At 38.2% G+C, this 18,668-nt stretch carries 18 protein-coding genes and 3 pseudogenes; 6 read left to right on the top strand and 15 right to left on the bottom strand.

Annotation, left to right across the window (positions count from 1 at the left end):
- Positions 1-109: 109 nt before the first annotated feature.
- The 3 genes and pseudogenes from tsaD to L654_RS0111065 all read right to left on the bottom strand — a co-directional run bounded on the left by tsaD (position 110) and on the right by L654_RS0111065 (position 2,061).
- Positions 110-1,086: pseudogene (gene tsaD / locus L654_RS01000000125935) on the bottom strand (tRNA (adenosine(37)-N6)-threonylcarbamoyltransferase complex transferase subunit TsaD).
- A 38-nt stretch (positions 1,087-1,124) separates the two neighbouring features.
- On the bottom strand, positions 1,125-1,715 hold the full coding sequence (locus L654_RS0111070; RefSeq protein ID WP_007584732.1) for a YjaG family protein: 591 nt from the start codon (positions 1,713-1,715) through the stop codon (positions 1,125-1,127).
- The gene (locus L654_RS0111065) at positions 1,708-2,061 is read right to left on the bottom strand and encodes a DUF2007 domain-containing protein (RefSeq protein WP_024608047.1); all 354 of its coding nucleotides are present in this window, start codon (positions 2,059-2,061) and stop codon (positions 1,708-1,710) included. The genes L654_RS0111070 and L654_RS0111065 overlap by 8 nt, the downstream gene beginning before the upstream one ends.
- Positions 2,062-2,136: 75 nt before the next feature.
- Here L654_RS0111065 and L654_RS0111060 point away from each other — a divergent pair, with 75 nt between their 5' ends.
- From L654_RS0111060 to L654_RS0111050, 3 genes are all read left to right on the top strand, one after another.
- Entirely contained in the window at positions 2,137-2,559 is a 423-nt protein-coding gene (locus L654_RS0111060; RefSeq protein ID WP_007584730.1) for a DUF2721 domain-containing protein, read from the top strand.
- 377 nt (positions 2,560-2,936) lie between these two features.
- Positions 2,937-3,821 (top strand): LysR family transcriptional regulator, encoded by an 885-nt coding sequence (locus tag L654_RS0111055; RefSeq protein WP_024591464.1) that lies wholly within the window; start codon positions 2,937-2,939, stop codon positions 3,819-3,821.
- Positions 3,822-3,913: 92 nt separating this feature from the next.
- A complete protein-coding gene (locus L654_RS0111050; protein ID WP_007584723.1) occupies positions 3,914-4,534 on the top strand; it encodes a 2OG-Fe(II) oxygenase in 621 nt (206 codons plus the stop codon).
- 37 nt (positions 4,535-4,571) lie between these two features.
- On the opposite strand, the gene ubiA is transcribed toward L654_RS0111050, so the two are convergent.
- Both ubiA and L654_RS0111040 read right to left on the bottom strand, forming a co-directional pair.
- Entirely contained in the window at positions 4,572-5,450 is an 879-nt protein-coding gene (gene ubiA / locus L654_RS0111045) for a 4-hydroxybenzoate octaprenyltransferase (RefSeq protein WP_024608046.1), read from the bottom strand.
- Positions 5,447-5,986: a chorismate lyase gene (locus L654_RS0111040; protein WP_024608045.1), complete on the bottom strand. Its 540-nt coding sequence runs from the start codon at positions 5,984-5,986 to the stop codon at positions 5,447-5,449. Before L654_RS0111040 ends, ubiA begins: the two co-directional genes overlap by 4 nt.
- Positions 5,987-6,140: 154 nt before the next feature.
- On the opposite strand from L654_RS0111040, the gene L654_RS0111035 reads away from it, so the two are divergent.
- The gene (locus L654_RS0111035) at positions 6,141-6,539 is read left to right on the top strand and encodes a flagellar basal body-associated protein FliL (protein WP_007584719.1); all 399 of its coding nucleotides are present in this window, start codon (positions 6,141-6,143) and stop codon (positions 6,537-6,539) included.
- Between the two features lie 3 nt (positions 6,540-6,542).
- Here L654_RS0111035 and glpG read toward each other — a convergent pair whose 3' ends face one another.
- From glpG to L654_RS0111005, 6 genes are all read right to left on the bottom strand, one after another.
- Positions 6,543-7,361: a rhomboid family intramembrane serine protease GlpG gene (gene glpG, locus L654_RS0111030; protein WP_007584718.1), complete on the bottom strand. Its 819-nt coding sequence runs from the start codon at positions 7,359-7,361 to the stop codon at positions 6,543-6,545.
- On the bottom strand, positions 7,358-7,675 hold the full coding sequence (gene glpE / locus L654_RS0111025; RefSeq protein WP_024608044.1) for a thiosulfate sulfurtransferase GlpE: 318 nt from the start codon (positions 7,673-7,675) through the stop codon (positions 7,358-7,360). The genes glpG and glpE overlap by 4 nt, the downstream gene beginning before the upstream one ends.
- 68 nt (positions 7,676-7,743) lie before the next feature.
- On the bottom strand, positions 7,744-8,769 hold the full coding sequence (gene tdh, locus L654_RS0111020) for an L-threonine 3-dehydrogenase (RefSeq protein WP_007584716.1): 1,026 nt from the start codon (positions 8,767-8,769) through the stop codon (positions 7,744-7,746).
- A gap of 51 nt (positions 8,770-8,820) precedes the next feature.
- Positions 8,821-10,014 carry a glycine C-acetyltransferase gene (locus tag L654_RS0111015; protein ID WP_024608043.1) on the bottom strand — a complete coding sequence of 398 codons (1,194 nt, stop codon included), beginning with the start codon at positions 10,012-10,014 and terminating at the stop codon, positions 8,821-8,823.
- Positions 10,015-10,173: 159 nt separating this feature from the next.
- Positions 10,174-10,737, bottom strand: a complete 564-nt coding sequence (gene gmhB, locus L654_RS0111010; RefSeq protein ID WP_024608042.1) for a D-glycero-beta-D-manno-heptose 1,7-bisphosphate 7-phosphatase — start codon at positions 10,735-10,737, stop codon at positions 10,174-10,176.
- A complete protein-coding gene (locus L654_RS0111005) occupies positions 10,737-11,795 on the bottom strand; it encodes a glycosyltransferase family 9 protein (protein ID WP_024608041.1) in 1,059 nt (352 codons plus the stop codon). The genes gmhB and L654_RS0111005 overlap by 1 nt, the downstream gene beginning before the upstream one ends.
- A gap of 122 nt (positions 11,796-11,917) precedes the next feature.
- Between L654_RS0111005 and L654_RS0111000 the strand changes: the two genes are divergently transcribed.
- Positions 11,918-12,646, top strand: a complete 729-nt coding sequence (locus L654_RS0111000) for a 3-deoxy-D-manno-octulosonic acid kinase (protein WP_024608040.1) — start codon at positions 11,918-11,920, stop codon at positions 12,644-12,646.
- 16 nt (positions 12,647-12,662) lie between these two features.
- Here L654_RS0111000 and L654_RS0110995 read toward each other — a convergent pair whose 3' ends face one another.
- Positions 12,663-13,748 carry a glycosyltransferase gene (locus L654_RS0110995; protein WP_024608039.1) on the bottom strand — a complete coding sequence of 362 codons (1,086 nt, stop codon included), beginning with the start codon at positions 13,746-13,748 and terminating at the stop codon, positions 12,663-12,665.
- Positions 13,748-14,818, bottom strand: a complete 1,071-nt coding sequence (locus L654_RS0110990) for a hypothetical protein (RefSeq protein ID WP_024608038.1) — start codon at positions 14,816-14,818, stop codon at positions 13,748-13,750. Before L654_RS0110990 ends, L654_RS0110995 begins: the two co-directional genes overlap by 1 nt.
- A 211-nt stretch (positions 14,819-15,029) precedes the next feature.
- Here L654_RS0110990 and L654_RS0110985 point away from each other — a divergent pair, with 211 nt between their 5' ends.
- Entirely contained in the window at positions 15,030-16,535 is a 1,506-nt protein-coding gene (locus L654_RS0110985) for a capsule assembly Wzi family protein (protein WP_080671222.1), read from the top strand.
- Positions 16,536-16,633: 98 nt separating this feature from the next.
- On the opposite strand, the pseudogene hldE reads toward L654_RS0110985, so the two are convergent.
- Positions 16,634-18,071, bottom strand: a pseudogene (gene hldE, locus L654_RS01000000125930) (bifunctional D-glycero-beta-D-manno-heptose-7-phosphate kinase/D-glycero-beta-D-manno-heptose 1-phosphate adenylyltransferase HldE).
- Positions 18,071-18,654: pseudogene (locus tag L654_RS01000000125925) on the bottom strand (SIS domain-containing protein). The pseudogenes hldE and L654_RS01000000125925 overlap by 1 nt, the downstream one beginning before the upstream one ends.
- Positions 18,655-18,668: the final 14 nt, after the last annotated feature.

Here is an 18,668-nt window from a genome sequence, read left to right as displayed (position 1 = left end):
ACGTTAAAAATTATTTATATAGAACAACTATGTATCATAATTTTAGCCTTGTTATTGAGCTATTTTCTTATCGCTATAATAGATCACTAATTTAATGCAATTGGTATAATTAAATAGGCTCAAGGCTATCTATTGGCCAGCGAGGTTTTGTTTTCATATCAAGACTTGCAAACTGACCTGCTTTTAAACGTTGCATTCCTGCATAAGCAATCATTGCACCGTTGTCGGTACAAAATTCAGTACGCGGATAAAAAACTTCACCTTTCATACCTTTCATTACGCGTTCAAGCTGCAGTCGAAGCTGTGTATTTGCACTTACGCCACCGGCGATTACTAAACGCTTAATACCTGTTTGTTTAAGCGCTCGTTTGCACTTAATAACCAACGTATCAATAACCGCTGTTTGAAATGCATGCGCTATATCGGCTTTGGTTTGCTCATCATCGTCATTTTCACGAATAGTGATTGATGCTGCTGTTTTTAAACCACTAAAACTAAAATCAAGACCTGGTTTGTCGGTCATCGGGCGAGGGAAAATAAAGCGCTTCGCAACGCCTTGTTCGGCCATTTTAGCTAAGCGTGGACCTCCAGGGTAGTCAAGACCAAGTAACTTAGCCGTTTTATCAAAGGCTTCGCCTGCGGCATNCCCGCTACTTTAACCATCATGGTATGACCGCCCGATACAAGCAATGCAATAAACGGAAACTCAGGAATATTTTCTTCAAGCATCGGAGCAAGTAAATGCCCTTCCATATGATGAACAGCAACAGCTGGAATATCCCAACCGTATGCTAATGAACGACCAATAGAAGTACCTACCAATAATGCACCAACTAAACCTGGGCCTGCAGTATAAGCAATGCCATCTAAGTCTTCTGGGCCACAACCCGCTTGTGCAAAAGCTGCGTCTATAAGTGGTAGCGTTTTACGAACATGATCGCGCGATGCAAGTTCCGGCACTACACCGCCATAATCAGCGTGTACTTTTACTTGGCTGTATAATTGATGAGCTAACAAGCCTTTTTCGTCATCGTATATTGCAATACCTGTTTCATCACATGACGATTCAATGCCTAAAATTCGCACTGTACTTCTCCTGCCTTTAAAATTTCACTTCGCTGTTTTTATAACGTAAGACCAATATTTGTTTGACCATCTTCTAGGGCAAACTTTTTAAGTGCCTTCACGCTATCAGAGGTAATACGCCCCATATTTTCTACAAAATCAATTAGCTCACCTAATACTTCAATTTCGTATTGCATTAATGGATGCTCTCTAACTGCTGTGTTATCTGCAACCTCACCTTCAACCGTCATTTGATATTCAATAAAGCGAGCCACTGTTGCTTGAGATATTTTACTGACACTAATGAACTCTTGCTCATCTTGCGCCATTAAACCATGCATTAAGCTAAGTAAAGACGTTGCAGCATCAATAGCAGGGTAAGTACCAAACATATCAAAATCAGCAAGTTCAGGAACATTCGGTTCTATTTTTTCAACTTGTTTTTCGAGATCTATTTTACTTTTAGGCAGTAATATTTTTTCCCAACAAACATTAAGCGAATTACGAAGTAAGGTTTCATCACCAAACCCCGTTGCTTCGCTAAATAAACCGTAATTTGGCAGCATTCGCTCTATTAAAGCACTTGCTAAAACAGCTTTTTGTAAATAGTTAAGCTCTCTAATACGCTGAAAATTATTTGCTTTAGTCATTCTTTAACGTCTCACACGACCAACAAAAATCAAATGTTGATCCATTATGCTCATTACAGTTAGGGCATACCCAATCTGGAGCGGATTGTTTTACTTGTTGATAGTTTACCAATATTTGGCGCGCATGGCGCTCTTTTATCGCATAAACCTGCACACTAACTTGTGCTTGATCAAATGGAATTTCTCCCAATGCACCTTGGAGCATCTCACCTTTTATTTTGCATTCAATGCCACTGGTTTGTATTAAACCTTTAATAATATTAGCTTCAAGGGTATTTTCGGCTTTATAAATTGTAACCCATTGAAAAGAGCTTTCAGTTGAATTTTTATTATTAATATTTTGCAATATTCACCTCATTTATTTTGTGTTATCAATATCCTGCGCTAGATTATTAACATGCTGCACTTTTAAGGAATAAACATGACACTTACAACCCCGGGCTTACTTTTTCCGGCCATATCACTGCTATTATTAGCCTATACAAACCGATTTTTAGTTTTAGCGCAATTAATTAGAGAGTTAAATGCGCGCGAAGGCGAATCTATTCGACCTGTTGTAGTCGCTCAAATCACTAACTTACGTAAACGAATAAACTTAATCAGAACAATGCAGGTATACGGCGTAGCCTCTTTTTTACTGTGTACATTTTCGATGTTTGCTTTATTTATTGAATTTAATACCACAGGGATTATTTTATTTGGCATTAGCTTAGCTTGCTTAAGTTTATCGTTGTTAACGTCTTTATTCGAAATACATATTTCCTGTGATGCGATTGAAATAGAACTGCAAAGCATTGAAAATAAACCATTAAGCAGCCGAATAAATAGAAATTTTGTAAAATAAACTCTTATAGATAAAACACCCTATTATTTGTCACAATCATGTTATATGTACGCCCTATTTTGGGGCGTACTTTTTTATTAATTAGAACAATTAAATTCCAACCTCCTAACTAACCCACTGAGTTAAAATAACTTTGCCTATATAGTTAATTGCAAAAATATAGACAAAACACAATAAACAACTAGTTATCAATTAAAAAAGTAATACTATTTGGTCGCTTTCCTCTTTAATTAATACTAAAAGGGGGGTATCCTGCTGGAAACACGTATGAACTTGCAACCGTATTTCAATATAGAATTTTACTAAACTTTAGAATAAAAATTAATATATTTGATATCCGTGGTATCTGCGACTTACTTATAAAAAGGGACTATAAAGTGAGATTTGAACAATTAGAGCAATTTGTAGCACTTGGTGTATTACGTCACTTTAGACAAGCAGCTGAACAAACCCAAATTAGTACTTCAGCGCTAACGCGCAGCATTCAAACACTTGAAAATGAAATGGGATATGAGTTAGTAAAACGCTCAACTCGTTCGGTTAAATTAACGCCTGAAGGCGAACTTTTCCTTGAATATGCTAAAACGACTCTATCGGAACTTGAGCTAACGAAAAAACGGATTTTTCAATCAGTAAACGGTAATGCTAATGAAAAACTTGTTATTGGCTATACCAATAAGGCAAGCAGCATAGTACCTATTTCTTGTGGACAGTTTTTAGCCCAATATCCTCATATAAAAATTGAAATGCAGTTACAAGATCAACAAGAGCTAACACGCAGACTCCAACAAGGTGAAATAGACATAAGTGTATACTCTCAAGCTATTAATAGTATTGGCAGTGACATTCACTTACCTGATCAGCTTGTATTATTTGTTTCAAAAAATCACCCTCTTGCACATAAAAACGATATAAGTAAGCAAAATCTTGATAGCTACCCTATGTTTGGCTGCTTCTCTCAATCTAAACAAGTGCAAACTATGCTTAATGAAGCAATTGATTCTTTAAATAAATCATCAAGTATTAAAGTGGGCAGCATTGAGCAAGTAATGGCCGGTGTAGTTAAATCAGATCACTTTGCTATTGCAAGCATTGAGCATGCAAACACAATCGCAGAGAACTCTGAACTCGTGCAACTAAAAACAAATAAAGATTTAAATCACGAACAACTCATTGTACAGACAAGCCAACAAACGTCTATTACCGAACATGTAGAGCACTTGTTGTCGCTTATAAAAAAAGCGGGAGCTGCATTTAACTAACTCTTCTTTTTGAAAAAGTGCGGCACAATAAACAGTAGCTTTAAATCGCTTTTCGGCTACACTGTCGCACCTTTTTTAAACAGCTGATGTGAATGAACACACTTTTTGGTCCTGATGTCTATTTAGATGATATAGAACGCCAAGGATACACCGTAATTCATAACGCGCTTATTGCCGATTTAGTTAACGATTTAGTTGCAGATTGTCACCGTATAAACCCCCACTTTAGCCTTGCCGGTATTGGTCGATTAAATAACTTACAAATAGATAAAACTATTCGTACTGACAAAACCTATTGGTTTGACGGCAGCTCTCAAGCACAGCTTACTTACCAAGCAATAATGCAAAGTATAAAAACCACGTTAAATCGTAGCTTTTTTATGGGGCTATTTGATTACGAATGCCATTATGCAAAATATACACAGGGTGATTTTTACAAAAAACATTTAGATGCATTTAAAGGTCGATCTAATCGTGTATTTACAACGGTGCTTTATTTAAATACGCCAGAGCAAGGTGGCGAACTTGTTATATATAAACCTAAAAGTAAAGAAGTAGAAATAACCATTAAACCAACTGCTGGCACATTGGTTATGTTTGAAAGCGAACGTTTTGCCCATGAAGTGCTTCCCGCAGTTGACGAACGCTATTCTATTGCTGGATGGTTTAGAAAAAACGCCTCTATTAGCGGCATTATTGATCCGCCCCGATAGATCTAAATAGAGAATTTTAACGGCTTTTATTAAGGCTTTAAAATGCTATTGAGTATGAAAGTAATAACCCTATAAAGATAGCCAAGCCCACATAATGATTATTTAAAAACGCTTTAAAGCAGGCATCTCTTTCACGTTTATGAATAAGCGTTTGTTGATATGCCAATAAACCAGCTGCTACACTCAAACCAATGCCAAACGCGACACTTAAATGATTACTTATACCAATAAACGCAACCAGCGCTATAAATACAGCATTAAGTAAAAAGATTATGTGGCGGTCGTATTTACCAAATAAAATAGCGGTTGATTTTACCCCTATTTTTAAATCGTCATCTCTATCAACCATCGCATACATAGTGTCATAAGCGACTGTCCAGCAAATATTGGCTATAAATAATAACCATGCCTGCTGCGGTAATGCATTTATTGAAGCCATATACGCCATTGGAATAGCCCAACCAAATGCAGCCCCTAAAACAACTTGTGGTAATTGTGTATAGCGTTTCATAAAAGGGTAGCAAAAGGCTAAAGCCAAAGCCCCAAAAGAAAGCAAAATAGTATTAACGCTAAGCATTAATACTAAAATAAACGCAATAACTATGAGCAGTAAAAATAGACTAAGTGCTTCACCACTACTAACCCGCCCTGAAGCTAGCGGCCGCTGAGCTGTGCGTTTTACCGAGCCGTCTATTTTTCTATCTGCAAAATCATTAATTACACATCCTGCACTTCGCATAACAACAACGCCCAGCGTAAATATAATAAAGTTGAGTAAGCTCGGCATCCCACTATTAGCAAGCCATAAAGCCCAGTATGTTGGCCAAAGTAATAACAAGGTACCAATGGGCTTATCTATACGCATTAACTGTATATAATAAGAAATATTTTTTGGCTTTAAAGCGGCTAATTTCATGAGTATAAATACGCTCCGGGTAAAAACACTTCACACACTAAAAATTTATATTCTTTGAGTGAAAATACACTTCGACGCCCTAGTAAGTTTTTCTCGGGTAGGTTTAATTTTGCAACTAATTGCTGAACGGGGTGCTTGGCATCAAAATAAGCAATTTCTATATCCGTTCGTTTTAGTGCTGGGTCTTGAAAAATCACATCACCAAGAGGTCGTTCACCCATATTGTGCAAAGGATTGCTCGAATCATTTTTAGGAAGCCAGCTCTGTGCGTACACCACAGGTTTGTTATCGCACAATAAGAGTACTTCTCTATTAATAGCTGTTTTAGCGCTACAGTTTAGTAATAACTTTTGCTCTAGGCTTAAAGCAAATAACTGCTCGCTTAATACTCTTACACTAAAAATTTGTGATTTACTTTTTAATTTAGCAGTTAAAGAATTAGGTTCAAAAAGCCATTCTTGCTCTAGAGGAGATAAATCACTTACATATGAAGTGGACTGCCAATTAGCAGATATAGACAGAGGATAAGTAATCACAATAGCTCAACAAAATAAAAAACAACGAGATGATACCATTGCCAAAGCTTTTGAAAAAGTGATGTTTTATAACCATAAATAATTGCTTGGCGCTGTTTATTACCCACTATTAAGTATAAACTATTTGTAACAAGTTTTAAGAAACGCTTTAAATATGAAAAAAATAGTATACGCAGGTCTTTTTACGTTCTTTGTAAGCGTCATAAGCTTTACAGCTCGTGCTGAATCTACAGTTGGTTATTTTGGTTTTGAGCCCGATATAATCACCAACTATATTGGCGCATCAAGTAAAAAAATGGGCTATGTGCGTGTAACTATTGATTTAATGCTTAATGACACTTCAGATATTGCAGTAGTAGAGCACCACACGCCATTACTACGTGATGCCCTAGTAGAGATTTTATCTAAAGAGCCTGAAGAAAAAATAAAATCCCTTACTGGCCGTGAAGAAATACGCGCAAAGTGCGCCGAAAAACTAAAAAGCCTTTTAAAAGAAGAAACAGGACAAGAGATCATCCGTGAAGTCTTGTTCACTAAGTATTTATATCATTAGTATTTAACGTTTTGCGTTAAATACTTTGGCGGTGTAGGCAAAAGCCATACCGCTAACTAATCCACCTAAGTGCGCCCAATTAGCCATACCTACAAACAATACATCTGCAAAACCAAGCACTAACCAAATCAACATAAAACCAACAATAGCCGTACTAACCAGCGCAGGTTTGTTCGGATTTAAAAAGCTATGAATCCAACAAAAACCAAGTAACCCATATACTACGCCACTCAAACCGCCAAAGTTAGGACCAACCATTAGGTATTGCGCCCAATTACTAATAAGTGCAGTCACTAAAAACAAACCTATTAAGCTGAGTTTTCCGCATTGCTTTTCGATATTGTCGCCAAGCGACATCCACCAAATTAAATTAAACACAATATGCATCGCGCTAAAATGCACAAGCGCAGGTGTTAACCAACTAAGCGGTTGTGATGGATTAAATTGCAGAGCTGTATAAATTTCATCAAATCCACCCAATAAAAAAGCGACATAAATAACAATACTTAATATGCTAACAGTTTGGTTAAGCCAGCTAAGCGCTTTAAATCGCGCCATAAGATTAAGTGATTGCCCTTGATATTTAAGCGGCGACTGTGTGCTGCCTACATCCCAAGATGCTTGCTGGTATTTTTCATGATTAGGATTTTGTGTAAACTCAACCCATAAAGGCTGAACTTGATGAAAGTCCTCCTCAGTCACGCTAATAATGACATTACTGCCATCTGCCGAGTGTATCTTTGCATCTAGGCCCTGGCTTTTTAAATAATCTATAAAGCCCTGTGCGGCGCGTGGGTTATTTAAACTGCCAAGCTCTATCATCGCTCTACTTTCTCGCTATAAGACGCTTCCCAAGCAGTAAAACCGCCATCCATGCTGTAAACATCTTCAAAGCCTTGCTCAACTAAATAACTAGCTGCGCCCTGAGAGCTCATACCGTGGTAACACACAATAATAATTGGCTGTTCGAATTCTTTTTCCATCATAAATTGTGCAATATTACCGTTAGAAAGTGCTTCTGAGCCTGGAATACGACCAGCTTGATACGAATTTGGATCACGAATATCTGCAATTACAACGTCTTCTTTATCTAGAAGTTCTAACGTTTGCGCTATAGAAATGTGTTTAAATGCCATTGAAGTCTCTTTAATTAATAGTATAAAAAAGGCGGCTAAAGCCGCCCTTCTTGTAATTTAGTTAGGAACTAATCCCAGTTTAAAATTACTTTACCTGACTGACCTGAAATCATCATATCAAAGCCAGCTTGGAAGTCATCCACAGAATACTGATGTGTAATAATTGGGTTCAAATCAAGACCAGATTGAATCAAGCTTGCCATTTTGTACCACGTTTCGAACATTTCGCGACCGTAAATACCTTTAATCACTAAACCTTTAAAAATAACTTGGTTCCAATCAACTGCCATATCAGATGGTGGAATACCTAGCATGGCAATTTTACCGCCGTGGTTCATGTTATTAAGCATTGAATTAAAAGCGCTTGGCACACCTGACATCTCAAGACCAATATCAAAGCCCTCTGTCATACCTAAGTCTTTTATTACATCTTCAAGCTTTTCGCTTGCCACGTTTACAGCACGTGATGCACCCATTTTGCGGGCTAAATCTAGGCGGTATTCATTTACGTCGGTAATAACGACGTGGCGAGCACCAACGTGTTTTGCAACCGCTGCTGCCATAATACCGATTGGGCCTGCACCAGTAATAAGTACATCTTCGCCAACTAAGTCAAACGATAATGCGGTATGAACTGCATTGCCAAACGGGTCAAAAATAGAAGCCAGTTCGTCAGAAATGTTATCTGGAATTTTAAATGCATTAAATGCAGGAATAACTAAATACTCTGCAAATGCACCTTCACGGTTTACACCTACGCCTGTTGTATTTCGGCATAAATGTACACGCCCAGCACGACAATTTCGACAATGCCCACAGGTAATATGACCTTCACCCGATACGCGGTCGCCTACTTTAAAGCCACGAACTTCCTGGCCCATATCAACGACTTCACCAACATATTCGTGACCAACAACCATTGGAGTAGGAATAGTTTTGCTTGCCCATTCATCCCATTTGTAAATATGTACGTCGGTACCACAAATAGCTGTTTTACGAATTTTAATCAGTAAGTCGTTATGACCGACTTCTGGCTTTGGCGCATCTGTCATCCAAATGCCCGGTTCTGCTTTTAATTTAGATAATGCTTTCATAATTCACACTCAACTAAAAAAACCGAAGCAAGGCTTCGGTTTAAAATAAAATTAAATAACGCCCATTTCTTTACCAATACGGGTAAATGCATCAATAGCAATATCGAGTTGCTCAATGCTATGCGCCGCTGAAATTTGTGTACGAATACGCGCTTGCCCTTTTGGTACTACTGGGAATGAAAAACCGGTTACGTAAATACCTTCAACAAGTAACTTATCAGCCATTAACGAGGCTACTTTTGCATCTCCTAGCATTACTGGAATAATTGCATGATCTTTACCTGCACACGTAAAACCAGCAGCTTCCATTTGCTCACGGAAATATTTAGCATTTGACCAAAGTTTAGCGCGAAGCTCGCCGCCATTTTCAAGCATTTCAAGTACTTTAATTGATGCAGTAACAATTGAAGGCGCTAATGAGTTTGAGAACAAGTATGGGCGTGAACGCTGACGTAACCATTCAACAATTTCTTTTTTACCTGATGTATAACCACCTGAAGCACCGCCCAGCGCCTTACCTAATGTACCGGTGATAATATCTACACGGTCTAATACATTACAGTACTCAGGTGTACCCTTACCGTTTTCGCCAACAAAGCCAACTGCGTGAGAGTCATCTACCATTACAAGCGCATCATATTTATCGGCTAAGTCGCACACAGCTTCTAAATTACAAATAACGCCGTCCATAGAAAACACGCCATCAGTCGCTATTAACTTCGTTTTAGCACCTGCTTCATCGGCAGCAATAAGCTGCTTTTCAAGATCAGCCATGTCGTTATTTGCATAACGAAAACGCTTAGCTTTACACAAACGTACACCATCAATAATTGATGCATGGTTTAACGAATCAGAAATAATAGCGTCTTCTGCGCCTAAAATAGTTTCAAACAAACCGGTGTTTGCATCAAAACATGAAGAATATAAAATCGTATCTTCTGTTTCTAAAAACTCACTGATTTTTTTCTCTAGCGTTTTATGAATATCTTGCGTGCCACAAATAAAACGAACAGACGCCACACCAAAACCATGATTATTTAAACCGTTTTGCGCAGCTTCAATTAACTCTGGGCTATTAGCTAGACCTAAGTAGTTATTAGCACAAAAGTTGATTACTTTACCTGATGCAACTTCGATTTGAGCTTGCTGCTGAGATTTAATAATACGTTCGCTTTTATACAAACCTTCGGTTTTTACGTCTTCAATTTGCTGTTGTAACTGGCTAAAAAAAGCAGATGCTCTCATCTAAGTTCTCCATATATTTGAACGGGTAAACAACCGCACTTTCGCGGCTGTTTATTATGCGGGGTATTGTAAAAGTTTAATGGGTAAAATGCACGGTTTGCAGTTCGTCGCAAACGCCCTAAGTTGGAAGGAATTCCTGCCAGTTTACAGGCTGTTTATTTATGTGTTTAAAAGTGCAGGTAAACTACTTATAGAATCAATAATTAAATCAGCTTCTTGCTTAGCGCTTTCGTCAAAGCTTTGCCCTGAACGCACTAAAACACGGGTAGTGATGCCCGCTTTTTTCGCAGCCTGCATATCACTGAGTTTATCGCCCACCATAATACTGCAAGCAGGGTCGATGTTATGCTCTTGTATGCCTTGTAATAACATACCTGGCGCAGGCTTTCTGCAACTGCACTCTTTCAAATATTCAGGGTGCGCTTTTTTTGGGTGATGAGGGCAAAAGTACACATCGGCAACTTCAATACTGTGATCGCTAAATTGGGTTTTCATCCAATCAGTTAGTGCTAAAAAATCAGTTTCGGTGTAATAACCTCGGCCAATTCCAGATTGATTAGTGACGATTATGATTTTATAGCCCGCATCATAAAATGCTTTACAAGTACTAAAAACACCTTCAATAAATTCAAATTTATCGCTTTGATACACATAACCATGGTCAACATTTACTACGCCATCTCGGTCTAAAAAAAGTGCTTTATTTTTTTTTTGTGCATTCATTACAAAGACTCTTTTTGTACAACATGATCAAACATCGCTTTTACGTCATCAACTGTAATTTGGCTCATTAAATCATCGCCTTTTACGCGCGTACCCCACGGCACTTGCTCAGCTGTTTTACCAGTTTGCTTAAGCAAATTTTGATGATAAACCTCTACCACGTAGTCTTGGTATAAGTAAGGACCTGTGCGTGCTGGGTTTGAATGTGCGTATAAACCAATAACCGGCGTACCAACCGTTACCGCCATATGTGCAGGACCCGTATCGGGCGCAAGCACTAAGCTGCCACGCTTTAACACGCACAACAACTCTTTGAGTTTCGTTTTACCCACTAAATTTAAAATAGGTGTTTTACTATACTCAACAATACTATTTGCTAGGTTAATTTCAAGTTCTGTTGGCCCCCCCGTCAATACCACCTTAAAGCCTTGCTCATTTGCATAATCAACCAATGCTGCATAACGATCAGCGAGCCAATTGCGCTGTGCTTTACTTGCTGCTGGCGATATTACTAACAGTTTATTAGTTAGGTACTCTGGTGTTAGTAGTTCATCAGCAACCGCTTGGTCTTGCTCTGTATATGGCATGTCCCAACTCGGTTTATAATCAGCTACACCAACTGCTTTAGCAAAACCTTTAAAGCCTTCAAGCACATGCGCCTGAGCTTCTGGGGCTATTCGTTTATTAATAAACAAGCTGTGCAATTCTTTTGAACGCGCCCAATCAAACCCTATTTTTACTTTTGCAGGAATACAACGCGCTACAAACCCAGCCCTTAATGCAACTTGCATATTAAGTAGTACATCAAACTGTTGATCTTTAAAGCGTTGCTTTAAGCTTTTAAGTGCTGCTTTACCTTGTTTTTTATCAAATACCACCAGCTCAACACCCGGTAAGTCGGCAAGTAACATCGCTTCTATTTTACCAATAACCCACGTGATTTTTGCATTTGGGTGTGCTTTTTGAATGGCTTGTACAGCACTCACACCATGACATACGTCACCAATGGCTGAGAGTCTTAATATACAAATAGATGAATAGTTAGGAGCTTGAGTCACACATTCCCTTAGGTATTAAATACAAAAGCCGATCTTAAATTATAATCACGCTATTGCAAGCACTTATCCTCAGCTTTAAAACGCGCTAATATAGGCACATTATTTAGCAATTACGCAGAGCTATGTTTAAACAACACGTGCAAGGCAATCACACTGTATTAAGCCACCCTAAATACACGAGCCAAATTACCCTCGATTGGTTTGATGCAAATTATTGGCAACAACAAAATAAAATTGTGGGCGCTAAAAAAGGTCGAGCAACTGCGTGGTTTTTTAAGCAAGACGAATTAACAGCCGTACTTAGGCATTATTGGCGCGGTGGCTTAGTAGGTAAATTGCTAAGCGATCAATATTTATACCCAGGACTTGAACAAACCCGTGTGTATAAAGAGTTTAGCTTAATGAGTAAACTTATAGAGCTTGGTTTAAACGTACCAACCCCTATTGCAGCTAAAGTAACCCGCAGCGGATTAATTTATCGTGGTGATATTATTACCGAGGCTGTTAAAGGCGCTAAAAGTGTACTCGATGTATTAATTGAACGCCCATTGACCGAAGATGAGTTGGAGCGCATAGCTAAAACAATCGCGCTATTTCATTCAAAAGGTGTGTATCACGCCGATTTAAACATTAATAACATTTTGTTTGATGATACTGGTGATGTGTACATTATCGACTTTGATAGAGGTGAAATAAAAATGCCTAATGTGCAGTGGCAACAAAGTAATATGGAACGACTTGAGCGCTCATTTTTAAAAGAACAAGGTCGAAACGAGTCATTTAATTGGCAAGCGACTGACTGGCAAACTCTGCATAGCAACTACCTCAAAGCGCTCACCAATATAAGTTAACCTAATATAAGTTAACTTAGTTAGCCAATGCTAAATACTGCAGAGCAACTTGCTCTGCCTGTACTTGTTTTAGAATATCTGCGTTTTCTACATTTGGCTTATCTGCTAGCACCTGCTTAACGGCATTGGCTAATGCCTCACTTTGTCCAGCAGGTACTAAATATTTGCTTAGCTCGCCTGTTAATATCTCGCTTGGTCCAAATGTACAATTAGTGCTAACTACCGGAGTACCGACCGCTAAAGCCTCAATTAATACCGTTGGAAGTCCTTCAAAATCAGAACTCAACACTAAAGCTTTGGCATGCTTAATCCAGTTGTACGGGTTTTGTTGAAATCCTGGCACTACTAACTGTTTTTCTATGCCGTATTGCTGTGCAAGCTTTATCGCTTTTGCAGGTTTATTACATAAAAGTACTAACTTGTATTTTTTATCAAGCTTTGCAAATGCTGCAAATAATATATCGTGGCGTTTTTGTTTGGCGAGTCTTCCTACATGAATTAAGTAGGGCTCATTTGGGATATTGTTATTTTGCTCATTTGCTTGTTGTTTTATTTTTTCAAAATCGAACGGGTTATAAATAGTCGCAATTGCACTTGGGTTAATTAAATCCCCTTGTGTTATTTCTTTTTCAACACCCTTTGATACGCAAATAAGTGATTTACCATTTAAATTTTGCTTACTTTTTTTAAGATATAAGTATGAAAATGGACCTAACTTTTTTTGACGTGCAAGTTCTGCATTAACTGAGTTGTGAATAACAAAATGAACATTTTTGATATTACTACGCGCGAGCAAGTTATTACTTCTATCAAGATTAGAAAGCACTAAATCAATATTGCCCAGCTCGCTTTGTTTTTTTTCAAACCAAGTTTGTAGTGTTAAAATGCTATTTTTACGCTGCCAAAATCGATCTACTTTTGATGCCCTATGTGCGAATAAACTCTCCACGTTAAGTACTTCAGGAATATTATATTCAATAGAGTTAGCAAGAGACAAAATAGTAATTCTGTGCTGTAACTTGGCCATTTCCTCAGCAAGGGTAAGCATTACTTTTTCAGCACCACCACCCACTAGGGAATCAATTACAATCACTATATTCATTAGCGATCCCCTATAAGCATATTTTTTATGCCATTAGTGATCACATCGAAGCTATGTGTATTATCAAGTTGGCTATATTTAGCAACGAATTCATTATAGAAAGGCTCGCTAATAACCTGAGCTATTTTCGTAGTGATTTCATCAATATCAAGATTTGCTTTTATGACAACACCTGCATTAACACAATGATCCAAACGTGTATTTTGATCTTTTGAGATAGCACATGCCACAACGGGGGTTTGAACTGCAATTGCTTGCAGTAAAGTATCTCCACCGCTAAGTAATGCGATTTTAGCTTGGCTCATTAATGCCAAAAAATCAGTACTTTGCAGACTTGCTAAACAAGTAACCTCATCACTCTCAGGAATGGCTTTCTTATAATTGGGACCAAACACAACAACTGCTTTTAAACCAGTGTGCTTAGTAATTTTAAGCGCGGCTTTAAAGTAAACATCAGCGCAATTAAGGTTATTTAATACATGTCCGCCTGAGCCAGCATTTACAATAAAATAGCCTTCCGATACTAAGTTATAGCGATTTAAAACATCACGTTTTTGCGCGCAAGAGGCAAATGTAACAAAAGGACCTACATTTCGAGGATGTGCCAAGGGAAACATGTCTAACTTCGTACTTTCAGCCCATGTAAGTGGCTCAATACAATAATCAGGCTGTACAACCCAATGTTTATCAATTAAATTAATTCTGTTAAGTTTTAAGCCTTTAGCACGTTTTTTTGCATGCTGAGAAATGAATATAACTTTAGCGCCTACCTTTTTAGCCGCCTTCATATGCCCTGCACGTCCTGCACAATCAAAAACAACGACATCAGGTTTAAATTGCTCTATAAAGTCGCAAACAAAATCAAGCTCTTTAGTCGCTGAGTGTTCGAGTAGTGTGGCTTCAAAAGGACAATCTTTTGCGTAGCTTGTATGCTTATTTAATATAAAGTGAATATCGAGAGAATCTGCAAGTTCTGCCTTTAAACTTTGAGCCAACAACAACGAGCGCATATATTCACCAATGCCTTCTGGTGATGATACTGGAATAAATAAAAGTCGTTTGTTACTCATTGCATTCTCAATGTCCTATTTGAGCTCCAGTATATCAATCAGATACTTATTACGATAGACAGGTTACATTTTAATATATTAAATTAACTCTATAAATTTGATTATTTACTGCAATAGCAGACTTAGATTGATAAACTTAGCCGCAATCTTAATCACAAGGATCTGAACTTTGCGAAACAGAATTTTTCTACTTTCTACTCTTTTTTGCGCTATGAGCGCATCAGTTAATGCTGAGCCATGGGTAAAACCCGATGATTATGGTCTAAGAGCTGATATTCAACAATTAGCTGATGCCGGTGTTATTTTAGCTCCTGTAACTACCTATCCGCTTATGTGGAAAAGTTTTATAAGCGATGTGGAAAGTATGCCGCTGGAGCAATTATCTCCAAGCTTACAAGATGCTTTACTTCGCGTTAAACATCGATATAAATCAGAAAATAGTAGCTCACATAGTCTTCAATTATCAGCTTTTGCAGCCACAGATCCAATCATAGCAACAAGCTTTGGTGCAACAAATACTCAAGAAACAGAGCTTTCTGCAGCTTACGCTTATTTAGGCGATAACTTTGCAGCTAAAGTAGCTATAAATTATAGAAAAGACGGTAAAAAATGTTTAGTTGATGGAAAAACGACTGACGATATAGTTACCAACGAGCAAGCTTTAACCGATTGTAACGATACCTCACTTGATAATAGTTACTTAGCTTACCGTTTAGGTAACTGGATTTTTAGAGCCGGTGCTGTTGAACAATTTTGGGGACCTGGTGTTGATAACAGCTTAATTATGTCAGGTAATGCGAAACCTTTACCTGCACTAAGTGTTACCAGAGAAAAAAGTACTGCTTTCGATACACCATGGCTGAGCTGGATTGGTCAATGGAGCTTTACTGCACAAATGGCTAAACTTGAGTCTACGCGTGTTATACCTGATGCTTTACTGTGGAGTACTCGTGTTAATTTTCGCCCTATTCAACAGTTAGAAATTGCACTTAGCTGGTCTGCACAATGGGCAGGTGACGGACAACCGGGCTCTGCGGGTGATTTTATTGATGTCATAACAGGGCAAACTGCATGTATCGATGGCAATGAGAGTTGTGATAGCCAGTTAGAGTCGAAAATAGGTAATCAATTGGCTGGTATTGATATTCGTTGGTCAGATACCTTATTTGATCAACCATATGCGGTTTATGCCAGTACTATAGGTGAAGATGCTAGCTCACAGTTTAAACCCGCTGATAGAGCTTACTTATTTGGTGTGCAAACAACACAGCGCATTTATGCTCAAAACATATTAGTAAATGTTGAATATATAGATACTGGTGTTGCATGCCAAGCTGAATCAATAGTTGAAAATTGTTACTATGAGCATGATACTTATAAGTCTGGCTATCGCTACCATGGACGCACTATTGGTTCGACGTATGATAATGATGCGCAATCAGTTGTCCTAACACTACTTGGTCAGCTTTCTAATGGTGATGATTGGCAGTTGAAATTACGCAGTGTTGATTACAATAGTGACAATAGTGATTGGTACCCTAGCAATCCAGATTTAGGTAACAGCATAACTAAAACAGCCTACAACAGTAAACAATTAGAACTTCGTTACAGAATGCTTTCTATGGGAGGACGCGTCACTTTAGGTGCTTTTGCGTCTAACAACGACGGTGCTGAAAACGATACTTCTGCGTTTGCTAAGTACGAATATAACTTTTAATACGTTACTTTTAATAAAGTAACGTATTAAAAGTAAGAAAGGGATGAAAACAGTGTTTTCATCCCTTTTTTGTATTTTTTAGCAAACTAAATCAGTAATTACTGTTTAATTTTACTAATTACTTTTGATGTTGAGCATCCATCTAAAAATTCAAGCACTTCAACTTTTCCGCCATGGCGAAGTACATGCTCAGCACCCGCTATTTGCTCTACGGTGTAGTCGCCACCCTTAACTAAAATATCAGGGCTTATCTGCTCGATTAATTTAGCGGGAGTATCGTTTTCATCTAAGCTGCCAAACGGAATAACCCAATCAACTGATGAAAGTGCGCTAAGTACCATTGCACGCTCATCTAGTGGGTTAATAGGACGTTCTGCCCCTTTCAAGCGCGTAATAGATTCATCGTTATTTAATCCAACAACGAGTCTATCGCCTCGTGCTTTAGCTTGTGCTAAATAACGCACATGCCCAGCATGTAAAATATCAAAGCAGCCATTAGTAAATACAATGGTTTCGCCGTTTTGTTTTGCAAACTCAATATGTTGAAGGACATCATCAAATGGTGTTTGGTAATGCTCACCAGTAGTATGTAAATACTGACCAAGCTTACGACTTAACTCTTCTGGCGAAACTGTAGCTGCACCAAATTTACTAACCGCTATACCTNGCTAAGTTAGCAATTTCGACAGCATCTTTAGGTTCCATGCCCGCACCAAGCATAACGGCTAATGTAGCTATAACCGTATCACCAGCCCCAGTCACATCACTTACTTCAAGTTCTTGTGCTGCAAAATCAAATTTTTCATCTGCATTAATTAACGACATACCTTGCTCAGAACGCGTAAGCAACATGGCTTTAATGCCATTTTTGCTAATTAAATCACGTGCACTTGCAGCTAAAGCTTCTTCTGAATCGGTTTGACCACCCGCTAACTTAAACTCATGTAAATTAGGCGTAATGTAATCAGCACCTTCATATAAATGTAAATCTGGCGATTTAGGGTCGATTAAAACCGTTTTTCCGGCGCCCTTAGCAAGGCTTACCATCTCTTTAATTAAGCTTAAAGATCCTTTGCTGTAATCAGAAAACACAATAAAGTCGTATTCATCAAGTACCAACTCTAAGCGGTTTAATAAAAGTTGGCTATGTTGCTCGGTAAATGTTTCTTCTAAATCAAGACGAACTAGTTGTTGGTGACGACTAATAACGCGCATTTTAGAAATAGTCGGTAAATCACATACACTGACTAATTGTGAGCTTATTTTTTCACCTTTTAGAATAGTCTCTAAAATCTGCCCGCTTTCGTCTTCACCAATTAAGCCCAGTAAGCCGACTTTTGCATCTAACCGCGCTATATTTTTTGCAACGTTAGCTGCACCGCCCGCTTTGTCTTCAAATTTACTTACTTTAACAACAGGTACTGGCGCTTCTGGCGAAATACGTCCTGTGTCGCCATACCAATAACGGTCTAGCATTACGTCGCCAACAACTAATATACGTGCTGCCGATAAATTTTTTAATAACGATAAATCCATTACTGCTGCTCCGCAACAACCATATCCATGGCTTCACATAACCAGTGACCTATAAACATGTGAGCTTCTTGAATACGTGCTGTTTCATCATTTTTTATAATGATAGGTAACTTAGCAATATCTTTTACTTTACCGCCATCACGCCCAGTTAATGCCACTGTAAAAGCACCTAGTTTATTTGCGGCTTCTAACGCTAAATTAATATTATTACTAGTACCTGATGTGGTTAAACCAATCACTAAGTCTTCTGGTTTACATAGCGCTTGAACTTGACGTTCAAACACCGTATCAAAGTGATAATCGTTGCTGTGTGCTGTTAAAATTGATGTGTCGGTGGTCAATGCCATAGAGGCAAGCGGACCACGCTCTAATTTATAACGCACTACAAATTCTGCTGCTAAATGCTGTGCATCGGNCCGCCGTTACCAAACCATACAATCTTGCCACCAGCTTGTAATGCACTATGACATGCTTCTAACAGTTGCATAGATTCTTGATGATAAGCTTCCATCGTTTCAAATAATGCTTGATGACGGTTTAATGTTTCAACGTAGCTAGTTGCCACTGAATCGATAATTGACATGAAAAATTCCTCTA

This window comes from Pseudoalteromonas sp. TAB23, from assembly GCF_000498075.1.
GTDB classification, from domain to species: Bacteria; Pseudomonadota; Gammaproteobacteria; order Enterobacterales; family Alteromonadaceae; genus Pseudoalteromonas; species Pseudoalteromonas arctica.
The sequence above is the reverse complement of the archived record's forward strand: the minus strand, read 5'-3'. Positions and strand labels throughout refer to the sequence as shown.